Origin of the sequence: Bacillus sp. PS108, assembly GCF_037963335.1 — a bacterium.
Lineage (GTDB): Bacteria > Bacillota > Bacilli > Bacillales > Bacillaceae > Bacillus > Bacillus subtilis.
Map to the genome: position 1 here is coordinate 586,674 of NZ_CP150155.1, position 15,249 is coordinate 601,922.

General features: G+C 43.0%; 16 protein-coding genes and 1 riboswitch. Of the genes, 10 read left to right on the plus strand and 6 right to left on the minus strand.

The genetic code is table 11. From position 1 onward, the window contains the following. Positions 1-284: 284 nt before the first annotated feature. Positions 285-1,493: an MFS transporter gene (locus NSQ16_RS03060; protein WP_014475975.1), complete on the plus strand. Its 1,209-nt coding sequence runs from the start codon at positions 285-287 to the stop codon at positions 1,491-1,493. 35 nt (positions 1,494-1,528) lie between these two features. On the opposite strand, the gene NSQ16_RS03065 is transcribed toward NSQ16_RS03060, so the two are convergent. Continuing rightward, a complete protein-coding gene (locus tag NSQ16_RS03065; RefSeq protein WP_003234130.1) occupies positions 1,529-2,266 on the minus strand; it encodes a sulfite exporter TauE/SafE family protein in 738 nt (245 codons plus the stop codon). 247 nt (positions 2,267-2,513) lie between these two features. Between NSQ16_RS03065 and NSQ16_RS03070 the strand changes: the two genes are divergently transcribed. The 3 genes from NSQ16_RS03070 (at position 2,514) to NSQ16_RS03080 (ending at position 5,925) form a co-directional block, all read left to right on the plus strand. Continuing rightward, complete coding sequence (locus NSQ16_RS03070) at positions 2,514-3,188, plus strand: GntR family transcriptional regulator (protein ID WP_003234129.1); 675 nt, start codon at positions 2,514-2,516, stop codon at positions 3,186-3,188. Between the two features lie 126 nt (positions 3,189-3,314). Continuing rightward, positions 3,315-4,577, plus strand: a complete 1,263-nt coding sequence (locus tag NSQ16_RS03075) for a glycoside hydrolase family 18 protein (RefSeq protein ID WP_003234126.1) — start codon at positions 3,315-3,317, stop codon at positions 4,575-4,577. A 160-nt stretch (positions 4,578-4,737) separates the two neighbouring features. Continuing rightward, positions 4,738-5,925 (plus strand): glycosyltransferase, encoded by a 1,188-nt coding sequence (locus NSQ16_RS03080; protein WP_327837636.1) that lies wholly within the window; start codon positions 4,738-4,740, stop codon positions 5,923-5,925. Between the two features lie 38 nt (positions 5,926-5,963). On the opposite strand, the gene NSQ16_RS03085 is transcribed toward NSQ16_RS03080, so the two are convergent. Together NSQ16_RS03085 and phoB are read right to left on the minus strand one after the other, a co-directional pair. After that, a complete protein-coding gene (locus NSQ16_RS03085) occupies positions 5,964-6,674 on the minus strand; it encodes a membrane lipoprotein lipid attachment site-containing protein (RefSeq protein WP_327837638.1) in 711 nt (236 codons plus the stop codon). A gap of 65 nt (positions 6,675-6,739) precedes the next feature. Next, positions 6,740-8,128 carry an alkaline phosphatase PhoB gene (gene phoB / locus NSQ16_RS03090; RefSeq protein WP_327837640.1) on the minus strand — a complete coding sequence of 463 codons (1,389 nt, stop codon included), beginning with the start codon at positions 8,126-8,128 and terminating at the stop codon, positions 6,740-6,742. Positions 8,129-8,459: 331 nt separating this feature from the next. Here phoB and fra point away from each other — a divergent pair, with 331 nt between their 5' ends. Next, positions 8,460-8,831, plus strand: a complete 372-nt coding sequence (gene fra / locus NSQ16_RS03095; protein ID WP_015252695.1) for an iron chaperone frataxin — start codon at positions 8,460-8,462, stop codon at positions 8,829-8,831. 80 nt (positions 8,832-8,911) lie between these two features. Here the strand turns inward: fra and NSQ16_RS03100 are convergent, their stop codons facing one another. Both NSQ16_RS03100 and NSQ16_RS03105 read right to left on the minus strand, forming a co-directional pair. Next, on the minus strand, positions 8,912-9,409 hold the full coding sequence (locus NSQ16_RS03100) for a YdhH/YoaO family protein (RefSeq protein WP_038427460.1): 498 nt from the start codon (positions 9,407-9,409) through the stop codon (positions 8,912-8,914). Positions 9,410-9,426: 17 nt separating this feature from the next. Then, entirely contained in the window at positions 9,427-9,909 is a 483-nt protein-coding gene (locus tag NSQ16_RS03105) for a GNAT family N-acetyltransferase (protein ID WP_010886425.1), read from the minus strand. Positions 9,910-9,991: 82 nt separating this feature from the next. On the opposite strand from NSQ16_RS03105, the gene NSQ16_RS03110 reads away from it, so the two are divergent. Together NSQ16_RS03110 and NSQ16_RS03115 are read left to right on the plus strand one after the other, a co-directional pair. After that, on the plus strand, positions 9,992-10,969 hold the full coding sequence (locus NSQ16_RS03110; protein ID WP_003234111.1) for an HD domain-containing protein: 978 nt from the start codon (positions 9,992-9,994) through the stop codon (positions 10,967-10,969). Between the two features lie 141 nt (positions 10,970-11,110). Beyond that, a complete protein-coding gene (locus tag NSQ16_RS03115) occupies positions 11,111-11,731 on the plus strand; it encodes a YdhK family protein (RefSeq protein ID WP_230488128.1) in 621 nt (206 codons plus the stop codon). 12 nt (positions 11,732-11,743) lie between these two features. Here the strand turns inward: NSQ16_RS03115 and pbuE are convergent, their stop codons facing one another. Continuing rightward, positions 11,744-12,910, minus strand: a complete 1,167-nt coding sequence (gene pbuE, locus NSQ16_RS03120) for a purine transporter PbuE (protein WP_128737566.1) — start codon at positions 12,908-12,910, stop codon at positions 11,744-11,746. Between the two features lie 55 nt (positions 12,911-12,965). Then, positions 12,966-13,065: riboswitch (purine riboswitch) on the minus strand. 176 nt (positions 13,066-13,241) lie between these two features. Here pbuE and NSQ16_RS03125 point away from each other — a divergent pair. From NSQ16_RS03125 to celB, 3 genes are read left to right on the plus strand one after another with little or no spacing between them, the layout of a single operon-like run. After that, on the plus strand, positions 13,242-13,553 hold the full coding sequence (locus NSQ16_RS03125) for a PTS sugar transporter subunit IIB (protein ID WP_003242472.1): 312 nt from the start codon (positions 13,242-13,244) through the stop codon (positions 13,551-13,553). Further along, positions 13,553-13,885: a PTS lactose/cellobiose transporter subunit IIA gene (locus NSQ16_RS03130; protein ID WP_327837645.1), complete on the plus strand. Its 333-nt coding sequence runs from the start codon at positions 13,553-13,555 to the stop codon at positions 13,883-13,885. The genes NSQ16_RS03125 and NSQ16_RS03130 overlap by 1 nt, the downstream gene beginning before the upstream one ends. A gap of 18 nt (positions 13,886-13,903) precedes the next feature. Then, on the plus strand, positions 13,904-15,232 hold the full coding sequence (celB, locus tag NSQ16_RS03135; protein WP_129092939.1) for a PTS cellobiose transporter subunit IIC: 1,329 nt from the start codon (positions 13,904-13,906) through the stop codon (positions 15,230-15,232). Positions 15,233-15,249: the final 17 nt, after the last annotated feature.

Sequence of the window (15,249 nt, forward strand, 5' to 3'; positions counted from 1 at the left end):
TGCAAGCTATTTGCACTCTAGAAAAACCTCCCAGCGTATAAAATTCGCTAGGCTAGAACTTAGCAAAAAAAGCTGGCCGCTTCTTCAGATGATGCTGATCACGATGATTCCCCGCATCATTCCCTTTATAGGTGTTCGGAATATCACTTTGCCGAGCCCGTGCTCAAGCGGCTTTCACAGGCTGAAAGTTATGATACAATATACAAATGTTTCACAGCTTCAATCCATAGTTGGAGCTGACATCCATTATATAAGGGACTAGGTTGAAGGGAAGGTTTGATAACATGCTGCACAATCCAACTGGAAAAGAACGCTTGGCACTAGCGTTTCTGCTCGGCATGCTTGCTATATTGGGCCCGCTTAATATAGATATGTATTTGCCAAGTTTTCCTGAAATCGCGGAAGATTTATCAGCAAGTGCTTCACTTGTTCAGTTAAGTTTAACAGCCTGTCTGGTCGGGCTTACGATCGGCCAGCTGATTGTCGGGCCGGTCAGCGATGCGCAGGGAAGACGAAAACCGCTATTAATCTGTATTTTTTTATTTGCGTTATCTTCTCTGTTTTGTGCACTGTCGCCCAATATAACAACTTTAGTGGCTGCGCGTTTTTTACAGGGCTTCACTGCTTCTGCAGGGCTTGTGCTGTCTCGCGCAATCGTCCGCGATGTGTTTACCGGAAGAGAGCTTTCTAAATTTTTCTCGCTGTTAATGGTCATTACCGCGGTGGCGCCAATGGTTGCGCCTATGACAGGCGGTGCCATTTTGCTTTTGCCGTTCGCAACGTGGCATACAATTTTTCACGTCTTAATGATCATCGGATTTTTACTAGTTCTTCTGATTGCATTGAGGTTAAAAGAAACGCTTCCGCCGGAAAAACGGATTCCAAGCTCAATCGGAACATCCGTCAAAACGATGGGCAGCCTGCTGAAGGATCGATCCTTTATGGGGTACGCGTTAACTGTCGGATTTATTCACGGGGGAAGCTTTGCATATGTGTCTGGTACGCCTTTTGTATACCAGGATATCTACGGGGTGTCTCCGCAGGTATTTAGTATTCTTTTTGGCATTAACGGGCTGGCGATTATATCGGGCAGCTTTATCATCGGACGCTTTGGCGGAATCATTCATGAAAAAAGCCTGCTTCGTATAGCGGTCATTACGGCTATGATTGCGACGGCTGTGCTATTAACCATGACCATGATTCACGGTCCTCTTGCTACATTAGTCATATCCATTTTCATTTACATGATTACGATCGGCATGGTTCTGACCAGCACGTTTACCCTAGCCATGGAAAAGCAGGGGCACCGCGCCGGAAGTGCAAGTGCGCTGCTTGGGATGCTCCCGCTGCTCCTCGGTTCAATCGTGTCACCGCTTGTAGGCATTAATGAGACAACAGCCGTTCCGATGGGAGCCATCATGTTTGTGACAGCTGTCATCGGCTCACTGGCGTTTTTTGGATTAACGAAAGAACGAGTAGGGCAGAATTCATAAAAAAACCTGACATGACGTCAGGTTTTTTGTTTTATTTAGAATAACAACAGCAGGCCTGCAATCGCCGGAGTCAAAAAGATGGCTGATTTCAAAACCACCTTTGGCATGAGGTTGGTGAATTTCGCGCCTACATAGGCACCGCACATTGTCCCGACCAGAACTTTGACAAGCAAAACGTAATCAACAAAACCTTCTGTGATATATCCGATGCCTCCACCTACAGCCAGAGGGATGATCACAAGCATCGTCGTTCCGACAGAATGACGAATGGACAGATTCAGCATAATCATTAAACCGATTTGAATAAAAGGTGCCGACCCGATGCCGAATGTGCCGGAAAGAACGCCGGCTGCAATTCCTAAGATGACCGCTCTCGTATACGTTGAAAGAGTGCTTTGATTCACTTGAGCCTTCTCTTTTAAAATAAATAATCTGATTAAAATGAGAATTGCTGATAAAAATAACATTCCAGCCGTCAAATAATGAAGCAAATCAGCCGGAATAAAAGATGTCAGCTTGGCGCCGAAAAATGAGCCAACCGCAGCAAAGCCTCCGACTATTAAGCCAATTTTCATTTGAATGTTGCCCTCGCGATAGTGGCTGTATGCCCCTGATAAGCTTGTAAAAGCCATGCCGGCAAGCGAAGTGCCTAAAGCCGTATGAATCGGGATATGGAAAAGAAGCGTTAAAAGGGCAATGACAAAGCCGGCTCCACCGGCGCCAATAAAGCCTAAAATAATTCCTAGAAGAAACATAACAAGAATAATGAGCATATTTTTTCCTCCATTGAAAAGATGTAAAAATGTAATCGTGCGCTATTCTGGCGGAGGTATGGTGTCCTATTGACGAAGAAAAACACGCCGTTTTTCGGTTGCCAGTAGTCCGTCGACCGTCGTTCAGCAAACATATCGTACCTCAAATTCAGGGATCTGACAAGGCAGTTTGTTGCTTCCCATTACCATCTGTTATATGATTTTGATGAAGAAAAGCCCTTGAATATATTCAAAAGAGGTATTATATATGGACGATTTTAAATTAGATAAGCCGACTCCCTACTACCTGCAATTTTATAACCAGCTAAAAAAAATGATCTTCAACGGGACATTTAAGCCTGGGGAACGGATAAACGAAACACAGCTGGCGAAAAGCTTTGGCGTCAGCCGCTCTCCGATAAGGGAAGCCATGCGATTGCTTGAGAAAGATGGTTTGTTAAAAGCGGATGACCGAAATGGATTTTCGATCACGTCATTAACTGCAAAAGATGTAGATGAGATTTATAAAATCAGAATTCCGCTAGAGCAGCTGGCAGTCGAATTAGTCATAGACGAAGCGGACGAAGAAGAGCTGACCATACTCGAAAAACAGCTTGAAGAAACAGAGAAAGCCATTCACAACGGCACGGAAGATACGGAAATCATTCGTTTAAACCAAAAATTTCATGAGCTGCTGGTTGATTTCAGCCATAACAGACATTTGAAAAATTTGCTTGAGCATGTAAATGATCTGATTCATTTTTGCAGAATCCTTAATTATACCGGCGACCACCGCGCAGAAACGATACTGCGTGAGCACCGCAGGATATTTGAAGAAGTGAAAAAGAAAAACAAAGAAGCAGCCAAACAACATGTGCTGGCTCATTTCAATCATGACTGTGAGCATTTGAAGCATGTGCTTGAAGAAGGTAAAGAGAATTGATTTGTATGATCCGGTACCAAGGGAGAGCAGAACCCTTGGTATTTTTTTATGTATTCACCACATATCTAAGAGGCCCCGTTAATAAGATTTTATGATGGTTTGACTAACGAATAATGGGGGTTAAATATGTTTATCCATATCGTCGGGCCTGGTGATTCTTTGTTTTCGATAGGCAGAAGATACGGTGCTTCTGTTGATCAAATACGGGGTGTGAATGGTTTAGATGAAACGAATATCGTGCCGGGGCAGGCTCTGCTTATCCCTCTTTATGTATATACAGTCCAGCCGAGAGATACGCTTACCGCCATTGCAGCTAAAGCGTTTGTGCCATTAGAGCGACTGCGAGCGGCCAATCCGGGCATCAGCCCAAATGCTTTACAAGCGGGAGCAAAAATAACGATTCCTTCGATCTCAAATTACATTGCGGGAACGTTAAGTTTTTATGTGCTCCGAAACCCAGACCTCGATCGGGAATTAATCAATGATTATGCGCCATACTCGTCTTCGATTTCAATTTTCGAATACCATATTGCACCGAACGGCGACATTGCAAACCAATTGAATGATGCGGCCGCTATTGAGACAACTTGGCAAAGACGAGTCACGCCGCTGGCAACAATAACGAACCTTACATCAGGAGGCTTCAGTACGGAGATTGTTCACCAAGTGCTAAACAATCCGACAGCGAGAACCAATCTGGTCAACAACATTTATGACTTAGTTTCCACAAGGGGATATGGGGGTGTGACAATCGATTTTGAACAGGTGAGCGCCGCGGATCGCGATCTTTTCACTGGTTTTTTACGCCAGCTGAGAGATCGCCTTCAGGCGGGAGGGTATGTGCTGACGATAGCTGTTCCTGCAAAAACAAGTGATAATATTCCATGGCTGAGAGGCTACGATTACGGGGGGATAGGAGCGGTTGTCAATTATATGTTTATCATGGCTTATGATTGGCATCATGCCGGAAGTGAGCCGGGTCCTGTAGCGCCGATTACTGAAATAAGGAGAACCATTGAGTTTACGATTGCGCAGGTGCCGAGCAGAAAAATCATTATCGGAGTCCCGCTCTACGGGTACGACTGGATCATCCCGTACCAGCCGGGCACAGTTGCTTCAGCGATTTCAAATCAAAACGCAATCGAAAGAGCGATGAGGTACCAAGCTCCGATACAATATTCAGCCGAATATCAATCACCGTTTTTCCGGTACAGTGATCAGCAGGGGCGGACGCATGAGGTATGGTTTGAGGATGTCAGGAGCATGAGCCGGAAGATGCAGATCGTCCGCGAATACAGATTGCAGGCTATTGGCGCTTGGCAGTTAACGCTGGGCTTTACACCGGGCCCATGGCTTCTGCGGAAATTCTTTACGATCAGAAAAGTGTAAAAAAAGACACCAGAGCTTGGGTGTCTTTTTTTTGATTAAGTCCAGAGCAGCAGAATAGTTCATTCATTTGTACCTTGCATGGGTTGTGTTCCCATTTTACGATTAGTAGTAGTCTGATCAAACAAAGAGTCAGAATACGATTTGAGAAGGAGTTGTCTACATGAAGACAGTATTGATTTTGAATTTTCCTGCGGAAGGCCATGTGAATCCTACCTTAGGCATTACAAAAGCGTTTTCCGATAAGGGATATGATGTCCATTATATATCCACTGAAAAATATAAAAAACGATTAGAAGCAGCGGGAGCAACGGTCCATCTTCACCGGGATCTGCTGCGAACAACACCTATTCATGTCGGTTCGCCCAATGGCATTCTTGATTTCGTGAAAATCCATATCAAAACGTCATTGGACATTTTACAGATTGTCAAAGACTTATCTAAGAGCATTCAATTTGATTTTGTTTATTATGATAAATTCGGCGCGGGGGAATTGGTAAGGGATTACTTAGATATTCCAGGGGTCTCTTCATCGGCGTCTTTCTTGTTTGGCGAGGAGCACCTGAAAATCCTGCCGCTGCATCCGGAGTCTGGAGCGCCGCTTGAATTGGATCAAGAGTGCGAAGACCTTTTGGCAAAAATGAAAGAAACGTACGGTGTTGCCCCGAAAAACCTGGTTCAATTCATGAACAATAAAGGGGAATTGAACGTAGTGTATACAAGCCGTTATTTTCAGCCAGAAAGTGATCGTTTCGGGGATGAATGTCTATTTATCGGGCCGAGCTTTCCAAAGAGAGCGGAAAAAACAGATTTCCCGATTGAACAGCTAAAAGATGAGAAGGTCATTTATATTTCAATGGGGACTGTACTGGATCATACAGAGGATTTCTTCAACCTTTGTATTGATGCATTTTCAGGCTTTAACGGAAAAGTCGTCATCGCTGCCGGAGAAAAAGCGGACCTGACCAAATTAAAGCAGGCGCCGGAAAACTTTATCATTGCTCCGTATGTCCCTCAGCTGGAAGTGCTGGAGCAATCGGATGTTTTCATTACACACGGCGGAATGAACAGCGTAAACGAAGGCATTCATTTCAGCGTGCCACTGGTTGTCATGCCTCATGACAAGGATCAGCCGATGGTGGCGCAGCGTCTCTCTGAACTCCATGCAGGCTATGTCATCTCTAAAGATGAAGTCAATGCCCAAATATTAAAACAGGCCGTAGATGAGGTTTTGCACAACGATCAGTATACGGCAGGCATTAAAAAAATCAATCAAAGCTTCAAAGAATGTATGGACATGGAAGAAGTGATGGAGCGGATTGATGAGTTAATTCGCCAAAAAAACAAATAAGAAAAAGAACTCCCGTACCTTGTACGGGAGTTCTTGATTTAAAACTTGATTTTGATTTTTTGAGCATCACTGATTTTCTTATGGTTATGGTCAAAGACGTCACTTGTCGTGATTTCGATCCACTTGATCTCTTTTGTTTTCATCTCAGCATCCGCGGCCTTATCATGAGCATGGCGGCTTGATGCGTTCACAATAAAGCCGAGATTTCCAGACTTTTCGGCGCCGCCTTCCAATTCGCCGTTTAACTCTTCAAGATAAATATCTTTGTTCCAATCAAAGGTTTCGCCCGTATTTGTTTTCATCAATGCAATCGGCGCAACATTTACTTTTTTTGAAGAGGTGTTCTTGATATCAACGAAAACCTTAACGAAATCAAACTCTTCATCGTGTGTTAACTCATGAAAGTAATCAATCATGCTGTAGTCCGGGCGCAAGTGGATCAGCTTCATTTCTTTTACTGTTAACTCCACGTCGCCAATCTTATAGGTTTTGTTCACTTGTTTGATATCTTTTAAGACAGCTTTTCCTTTATCATCTGAAAACGTTTGGCCGACCTTAAGCAATGACCGGTCATCAGTTACCTGGGAATTAGGCTGATAATTATCTGTGCTGTCCTTCTGGGATGAAGTGCTTTGCGGCTCAGCTTTTACTGTTTTCTCCCCGCCTGCATGCTGTTTTTCAGTACTGGCGTTTGATGAGCAGCCCGCAAGCATGATAGCAAAAACGAAAATTGAAAGAATTCTTCTCATGATGATTCCTCCATTAAAAAGAGATCCCGTTACTTCATACAAGCAACGGGACACCTTGTATTCTTTTACTTATCGTTAATCTTAATGTTGTATTGTAAAGCCTTGAAAACATTTTTGGCGATTTCTGTATTGTCGATTTGGCCGGCAAATGTCTCACTAGACGGACCGTATGCATAGACGGGAACATCTTCACCGGTATGTCCGCCTGTTGTCCATCCAGTGTGAGAGCGTTTATTAAAAATGTTCTCGATTGCATTATCGATATCCAGCACTTCCTTCGATTTTGCCGCTTCTTCGACAGATTGAATTTCGGCTTTTGTTAAAGCCAATTTCTTTTGATCGATATATGTTTTCAACGTTTTTTCAACATCCGCGCCGTCAGCGATCTTTTCTGCCATAAAGTCTGGTGTGCGTTTTGCGGCTTTAATGGGTTCACTGAACCAATTGTAGATGCCGTCCGCACCGATGGAATATCCGCCGGTTGAGTGGTCAGCCGTTGCGACAACCAATGTGTGCTTGTCTTTTTTAGCGAAATCAATAGCCGCCTTATAAGCTTGTTCGAAGTCTTCCATCTCGCTCATGGCGCCGACGATATCATTGTCATGGCCCGCCCAGTCAATTTGGCTGCCTTCCACCATGAGGAAGAATCCGTCTTTATCCTTGTTTAATTTTTTAATGGCTGTGTTTGTCATATCTTTAAGTGATGGAATATCCTTCGTACGGTCAATCTTTTTAGGAAGGCCGCCGTCAGCGAATAGGCCGAGAACTTGGCTGTCTTTGTTTTTCAGCATGTCCTTACGGTTATCCACGTAGCTGTACCCCGCCTTTTTGAATTCTTTAATCAAATTACGGTCCTTACGGTCAAAATTGCTCTTTCCCCCGCCTAAAAGGACATCAATTTTGTGCTTGCCGTTGACCATCTCATCAAAATAATCATCCGCAATTGAGTTCATATTTTTTCGGCTGTGGTCGTGTGAACCAAAAGAGGCCGGAGTGGCGTGTGTAATTTCTGAAGTGGCCACAAGTCCTGTTGCTTTTCCTTTTTCTTTCGCAGCTTCAAGCACCGTTTTGGCTTCTGACCCGTCGTTATCAACGGCTATGGCATTATTGTATGTTTTAATTCCCGCAGACATAGCCGTTGCCGCCGCTGCAGAATCCGTTACATTTTGTTCAGGATCATCGGGGTAAGTTGTTTGCTGGCCGACAAGATACTGATCAAAAGCCGTAGGCTCCACAACTTTTGTCTTTTTATTATCCTTTAAGTATCGATAAGCAGACGTATAAGACACACCCATACCATCACCAATCAGAACAATAACATTCTTAATTTCGTCGTGGTTCCCCTTTTTCTTTTCCTGGGCGCTGGCTTCAGGCACACTGCCGCTGGCTAAGCTGCTGAACGCAATTGATGTTAAAACCGCGATAGGCAGTAATTTCTTCGGGAATTTTTTCAACTGGATAACCTCCTAAATATAGATGAATCTCAATGACAACCCAATTATATTTTTAAACTGTTAAGCTAGTATTAATGGATTTTAAAGATTGGATTTACAAGAATAATGAACTGCTATCAAGAGAAAGGAAAGAGTGATAGTACTATAGAAATAAATTGGAGGAATAGATACTGGCCGTGGATAGGCGGACTGAAATCTGCTATAGTCGCATACAAACAACCCGCTTACATCTTGAACAATTTTAAGTATTATGTTGGAAAGAGGTATTGTGTAAGCACATGTCTGAGCAGTTCATATGGAGTGGCATCATTTTATTTTAGGAGGGAACAACATGGACGTTTTTTCTGAGTATTTAGCGGGGATTGATGACCCGTTCCACCGAGAAAGAACGGAAGAGGTGTTAACTTGGATAAAAAATAAATATCCAAATTTACATACAGAAATAAAATGGAACCAACCGATGTTTACGGATCACGGTACATTTATTATTGGCTTTAGTGTTTCTAAAAAGCATTTAGCTGTCGCTCCTGAAAAAGTAACGATAGCGCACGTAGAGGATGATATTGTGAAGGCCGGATATGATTACACCGAGCAGCTGATACGTATCCCTTGGAACGGTCCAGTTGATTACACGCTACTTGAGAAAATGATTGCGTTTAATATTCTGGACAAGGCGGAATGCTCCACTTTTTGGCGGAAATGAAAAAAGTAGAAAAGGCATAACATATGAGCTGTATAAAATATGCTATTCCTTTTCATTTGTCTATTTTTCGTTTTGATCATCTATTGCTGCTTTTCATCAAACAAGGTCTTTTCATTGAGCGTAAGCTGACTCGCAGAATAATGATTACCTTGTTTCCATTTCACTTCAATGGTTATATCATGGCCTTCAAGCTCATGTTCATCTAACCGCTCTAAAAAAGAAACAGACTTTTCTTTTGCGCTTCCATCAGAAAAAGTGCCTCCGGAATAGTCACGCATTGGAATTTCTGTGTTAGAACTCAGCAGAACTTCATCATCTTTTTTTACAATCAGTGATTCCAAATAAGTGTTGTCTATTTCAATTGTATCACCGATCCAATAAAGTTTGCCGCTGTATTCATTCGGTGCATCTTCATTTTTTGTGAAAACAGCTTCCCAATTCTGATCTTTGCTTTCTCCCTGCCAATTCGGATACTCCAAACGAACATGATGAATCAGGTGATAGGAAAAAAAGATCAAGCAGAAAGCGATTAATAGGAATGCCGTGAAAATGAGAGGGTATTTATAATGACTGGACATAAAAGACTCCTATTCGTTTAATCAATTACCTTCGAAAATAGAATTTCATCCCGAATCAAAATGCCGTTTTCAGCCACCTCGGGAATCTCCGGCTTGAGTCGGCGCGCTTTTTCAACTGCGTTCGGAAACACTGCGGCGAATTGATAGCCTCTCTTTTGATAAAACGCTATCGCATTTACATTATCATTCGTTGTGATAAGCTTTATTCGTTGACAATGTGCATGTTTAGCCTTCTCTTCAACCTGCTGAAGTAAAGCTGTGCCGATTCCTTTATTTTCAATCATACTATCTAATGAAATAATTTCACAATCTTTCCCATCTATTGTGTATGTAATACAGCCAATGATTTCGCCGCTTTCATTTACTGCGGCAAATCCATCTAATTCATCACACCGAAAAATGCCGCTGGAAATCGCCATCTCGGGTGTACCCCAATGCTTGGCAAAAAAATCGGTCAACATATGTTTCGCTATCTCATTGTTTGGGATGATGATCATCATAACACTCCTCTATTGAAAGATTGCATATGTACTATCAATATAAACAATATATAACAAAAAAAATAGATGTTGAGGTGACGGCATGGAAATCAGCGATATCATTTACGGGCAGCACCATATAGACGGAGTGCTGGAAGAGCTTATCAAAAGCGCTCCTGTGCAAAGATTAAAAGGAATCTATCAAGGCGGAGCAAGCTTTTTAGTCAATCGAAAGTGGAATGTGACCAGGTATGAGCACTCCATCGGCGTGATGCTCCTCATCAAAAAGCTCGGAGGAACGATAGAAGAACAGATTGCGGGTCTGCTCCACGACGTATCACACACAGCTTTTTCTCATGTGGTCGACGTTGTCTTTGAAAATCAAGCAGAAGACTATCATGAAAACATCTTTCAACAAGTCATTGTTCACTCTGAAATCCCGGACATTTTACAAAAACACGGCTATCATACTGAAGAACTTTTATCTGACGATTCAAGGTGGACATTGCTGGAACAGCCCGCACCGGAGCTGTGTGCTGATCGGACAGACTATACGCTGCGTGATATGTACCGATATGGACACATTAACCTGCACGAAGCGCAAACCTTTTTGGATCATCTTATTGTGAGAAACGGAAGGATGTTTCCTGATAGTATTGAAGCCGCCGAATGGTTTGTCAGTGTGTACTACAAGGAAGTAATTGATTTCTTTTTGAATCCTGTGAATGTATATGGATATGAATATTTAGCGCGAGCATTGAAGGCAGCGCTGCGGCATGATGTCATATCTGCAGAGGATCTGCTGAAAACGGACCAAGAGGTACTGAACATCCTGCGTGCATCAAAAAATGAAGAAGTCCTGAGCTTGCTTACATCCATTCATCCCGGCATACAAGTAATAGAGGATGACATCCAGTACGATTTCCATCAAAAGAAGAAAATGCGCCTAATCGATCCATCCATTTTTCTTGATGACAAATGGATCAAATCCTCAGGTGTTTCTGAAAAGGTGAGGAAAATGGGTGAGGCCGCTTATCAAAAAGCAAAAAAAGGTGTGTATATAAAAATCTTAAAGCAGTAATTGCCGCCTGACAGCGGCTTTTTTTATGTTTGGCTTTGCAAACAAAGGGGAATAGGACAAACTGCGGGAACGCTTTATGAGAATATCAGCGTATTTACATACCGTTCGGGGGTATAGTATTATCGAGAGGGCATGTTTTCATTGTCTGCGGGCAAAAGTTACAGGAAAAAAATGAAGCAAAGGAGAATGAACATGAAAATCTCTAAATATGCACTGGGAATTCTGATGTTATCTCTAGTTTTTGTTTTATCAGCATGCGGCAATAACAACAGTACGAAAGAAAGCACACATGACAATCATTCAGACTCCTCAACACATGAAGAGATGGACCATTCCGGATCAGCTGACGTTCCAGAGGGATTACAGGAATCTAAAAATCCGAAATACAAAGTAGGCAGCCAAGTAATCATCAATACTTCTCATATGAAAGGCATGAAAGGTGCTGAAGCTACGGTAACAGGCGCCTATGATACAACGGCGTATGTTGTTTCTTATACTCCGACTAATGGGGGACAGCGTGTGGATCATCACAAATGGGTGATCCAAGAAGAAATCAAAGATGCCGGAGATAAAACGTTACAACCCGGAGATCAGGTGATTTTAGAGGCTTCTCATATGAAAGGCATGAAAGGAGCAACAGGCGAGATCGATTCCGCGGAAAAAACAACTGTATACATGGTTGACTATACATCGACAACAAGCGGCGAAAAAGTGAAAAACCACAAATGGGTCACCGAAGATGAGCTTTCAGCTAAATCATAAAAAATCCTCCTTTTACAAGGAGGATTTTTTTGCTGTCTGAACAGGTCTTGTTAAAGAAATGAAAGCAAACAGGACAGCGATGATCACAATTGATCCGCCGCACCATGCTGTTGACACCACAGTACCCGTCTGATCCAAAACAACACCGCCAATGGCTGAGCCAAGGGCAATTCCGACTTGGAGGGCCGATGTGTTAAAGCTTTGCTGAATGTCAGACGAATCAGGTGCAATTTCAATTAAATAGCTTTGCTGAGCCGGGGCGAGGCTCCAGCTCAGAAGACCCCAAATCACCATGACAGGCAAAAAGAAAATCATAGACGATGTAGACAGCGGCAGTAAGAACATAATAATGGCAAAGGAACCGGTCACCAGCAAAATGCTCTTAAAGGAACCAAGCCGGTCAGATAGCGCTCCTCCGAAAGGGCCTCCGCATACAGCAGATATCCCGAAAAGGAAATAACAAATGCTGACCCAGAAAGAGCTCAGGTGAAGGGTCTCTTCTAAAAACGGTGCAAAGTAAGCGTAAAGCGTGTAGTGGCCAGCTAATGTAAACATCGTGACGAGGTGTGAACTCGCGATTTTCAGATTACCGATCGTCTTGAGCTGTTCCCGGAAAGGAATCATTTTCTCCGCCGGTATTCTTTCAAAGAAGATTGAAATAATCAGCATGGAGATCAGCGCCAACAGGCCGATGCCAAGGAACAAAATCCGCCACCCGAAGGAATCGCTGATTAAGATTCCGACCGGCACGCCTAATGCGATAGCAGAGCTGAATCCCATAAAAATAATTCCGATTGCGCGGGCTCTGTATTCAGGCGCTACAATTTTCGGGGCAATTGTTAAAGAAAGCACAACAATCAGCCCTGTACTCATTGCTGCCAATACCCTAGATACCATCAGTGTTGCGAAATTAGGGCTGAAATAGGCGACAAGATTGCTAAGGAAGAAAACAAATAAAGCAATTAGATATAAGCGCTTCCGCTCAATCCTCGCAGTCAATGCCAAAAGCAGCGGCCCAGATACTGCATATCCCAGCGCAAACACACTGATCAGCTGTCCGGCTGAAACAATGGAAATGTCTAAATCATTTGCGATCTGAGGAAGAATTCCCCCCACAATTAACTCAACCAATCCGACTGCAATCGTAGAAGCTGCAAGCAGGAAAACTTTGAAATTCATAACAAACTCCTTTACTTAAATGTTTTGATAAATAAAAAAAATCCTGATTACAAAAAATGTCATAAACAAATTTTGTAATCAGGATTTTACGGTTCCTGGTAGACACCCTCAAACCATATTATTGAGGTTATACAAGTGATAATAGCTATTTAATTGATTCGTTTCCGTTGATGAGTGTACCACATTATGAATGAATCTTCCATAGAAAAATTTACAAAATGATGAACCGGACAAGTGTATGATTATATTTATTTTATAAAAGTATAGACATTTAAAAATAAATGACTATAATAATCCATGTAAGCGTTTTAATCACAAGGGGGGATAGCAGTTGAAAAAAATATTACTCGCGTGCAGTTCAGGAATGTCTACCAGTTTATTGGTGACAAAAATGAAGGAATACGCACAGTCTATCGGTGAGGAAGCGGAGATTTGGGCTGTTGGCCAGGATAAAGCAAAAGAAGACATGAGAAAAGCGGATGCCGTTTTGATCGGTCCACAAATGAGCTTTCTGAAAAGCGAGCTCCAAAAAGAAGCAGATCAATACAACATTCAAGTTGAAGTCATTGACATGATGGCCTACGGAATGGCAGATGGGAAAAAAGCGTATGAGCAGGCATTGTCCTTAATGGTGAATCAATAATGGAACAGATGAAAATCACGAATTTAACAGACGAGCAAATCAGTTTTCAGCTAATCCTGCACAGCGGAAATGCCCGCAGCTGCATCATACAATCACTGCGCGCCTATAAAGAAGGGAACAAGGACGAGGCTGATGCCCTCATTGCCAAGGCGGAGCAGGATTTATCCGCGGCCCATGACATTCACTTTCAAATGATACAGAAGGAATCCGGCGGAGAAGCAGCAGCTTTTTCATTGCTGCTTATGCATGCAGAGGATCATCTGATGTCAACATTATCCATGAAAGAATTAGTGAAAGAGATGCTTGATCTCTTTAAAACCAAGAATATATAAAAAATCGGGGTGGATAGGGTGTTCGAGAAAATCAGCCAATTCCTTGTTCCAATTGCAGGGAGGTTAAACAATAACCGCTATTTGCAAGTGTTGCGTGATGCATTTATGCTGGCTTTCCCGCTGACGATATTCGGGTCCATTTTTGTCGTGTTAACGAATTTGCCGTTTCTAAACAAAATCATGAACGCCTCAATGCTTACGTCGTTCCAGTCTCATTTCGGCATTGCCTCCACGGCGACTATGGGCATTATGTCTGTCTTTGTTGTGTTCGGGATAGGCTATTACCTGTCAAAAAGCTATCAGGTCGAAGCTGTATTTGGCGGAGCGATCGCTTTGGTTTCCTTTTTGCTCTTAACGCCATTTATCGTTCAGCCGGAAACAGGAGATGCCGTTACAGGGGTTATCCCGGTCGACCGTCTCGGTGCAAAAGGGATGTTTCTTGGGATGATTACGGCATTTCTTTCTGGCGAAATCTACAGAAGAATCGTTCAAAAAAACCTGACAATCAAAATGCCAGCCGGCGTTCCGCCTGCTGTAGCAAAATCATTCGCCGCACTTATTCCGGCTTTTATCACATTGACCGTATTTTTGCTGATTAACGTAATGGTGACTCTGTTTTTTAAAACAAATATGCACGACGTCATTTATCACGCGATTCAGGCTCCGCTTGTCGGACTTGGAAGCGGTATCATTCCAACACTGATTGCCGTGTTTTTCATTCAAATTCTTTGGTTTTTCGGACTGCATGGACAGATCATTATCAACTCCGTGATGGACCCGATTTGGAATACACTGCAGGTAGAAAACCTTTCTGCTTACACGGCGGGAAAAGAAATCCCTCATATTATTTCAAAACCGTTTATGGAGATTTATACAGTAGGGATGGGCGGAACAGGGATGACGCTTGCGATTGTGTTTACCATTCTCATATTCATGAAAAGCAGGCAGATGAAGCAAGTATCAAAACTTGGCCTTGCTCCCGGTATTTTTAACGTCAACGAACCGATTATCTTCGGGCTTCCGATTGTCATGAATCCGATCATTATTGTGCCTTGGGTGCTGGCGCCGATGGTTGTTACGCTCGTCACCTATTTGGCCATGTCAGCGGGGCTCGTTCCGCCTCCGACTGGTGTGACAGTGCCGTGGACGGTTCCATTATTCATTAATGGCATCATGGCGACGAACTCAATCATGGGGGGCGTGATGCAGCTTATCAATTTGCTGATTGTCTTCGTGATCTGGTTTCCGTTCCTAAAAGCAATGGATAAATTAAATCTGGCAAAAGAAAAAGAACAGGCTGTGCAGGAGACAGCTGCTCAGCAAAATGATAACAGCATAAAAATGTGACGTAAGGGGAGAGAGAC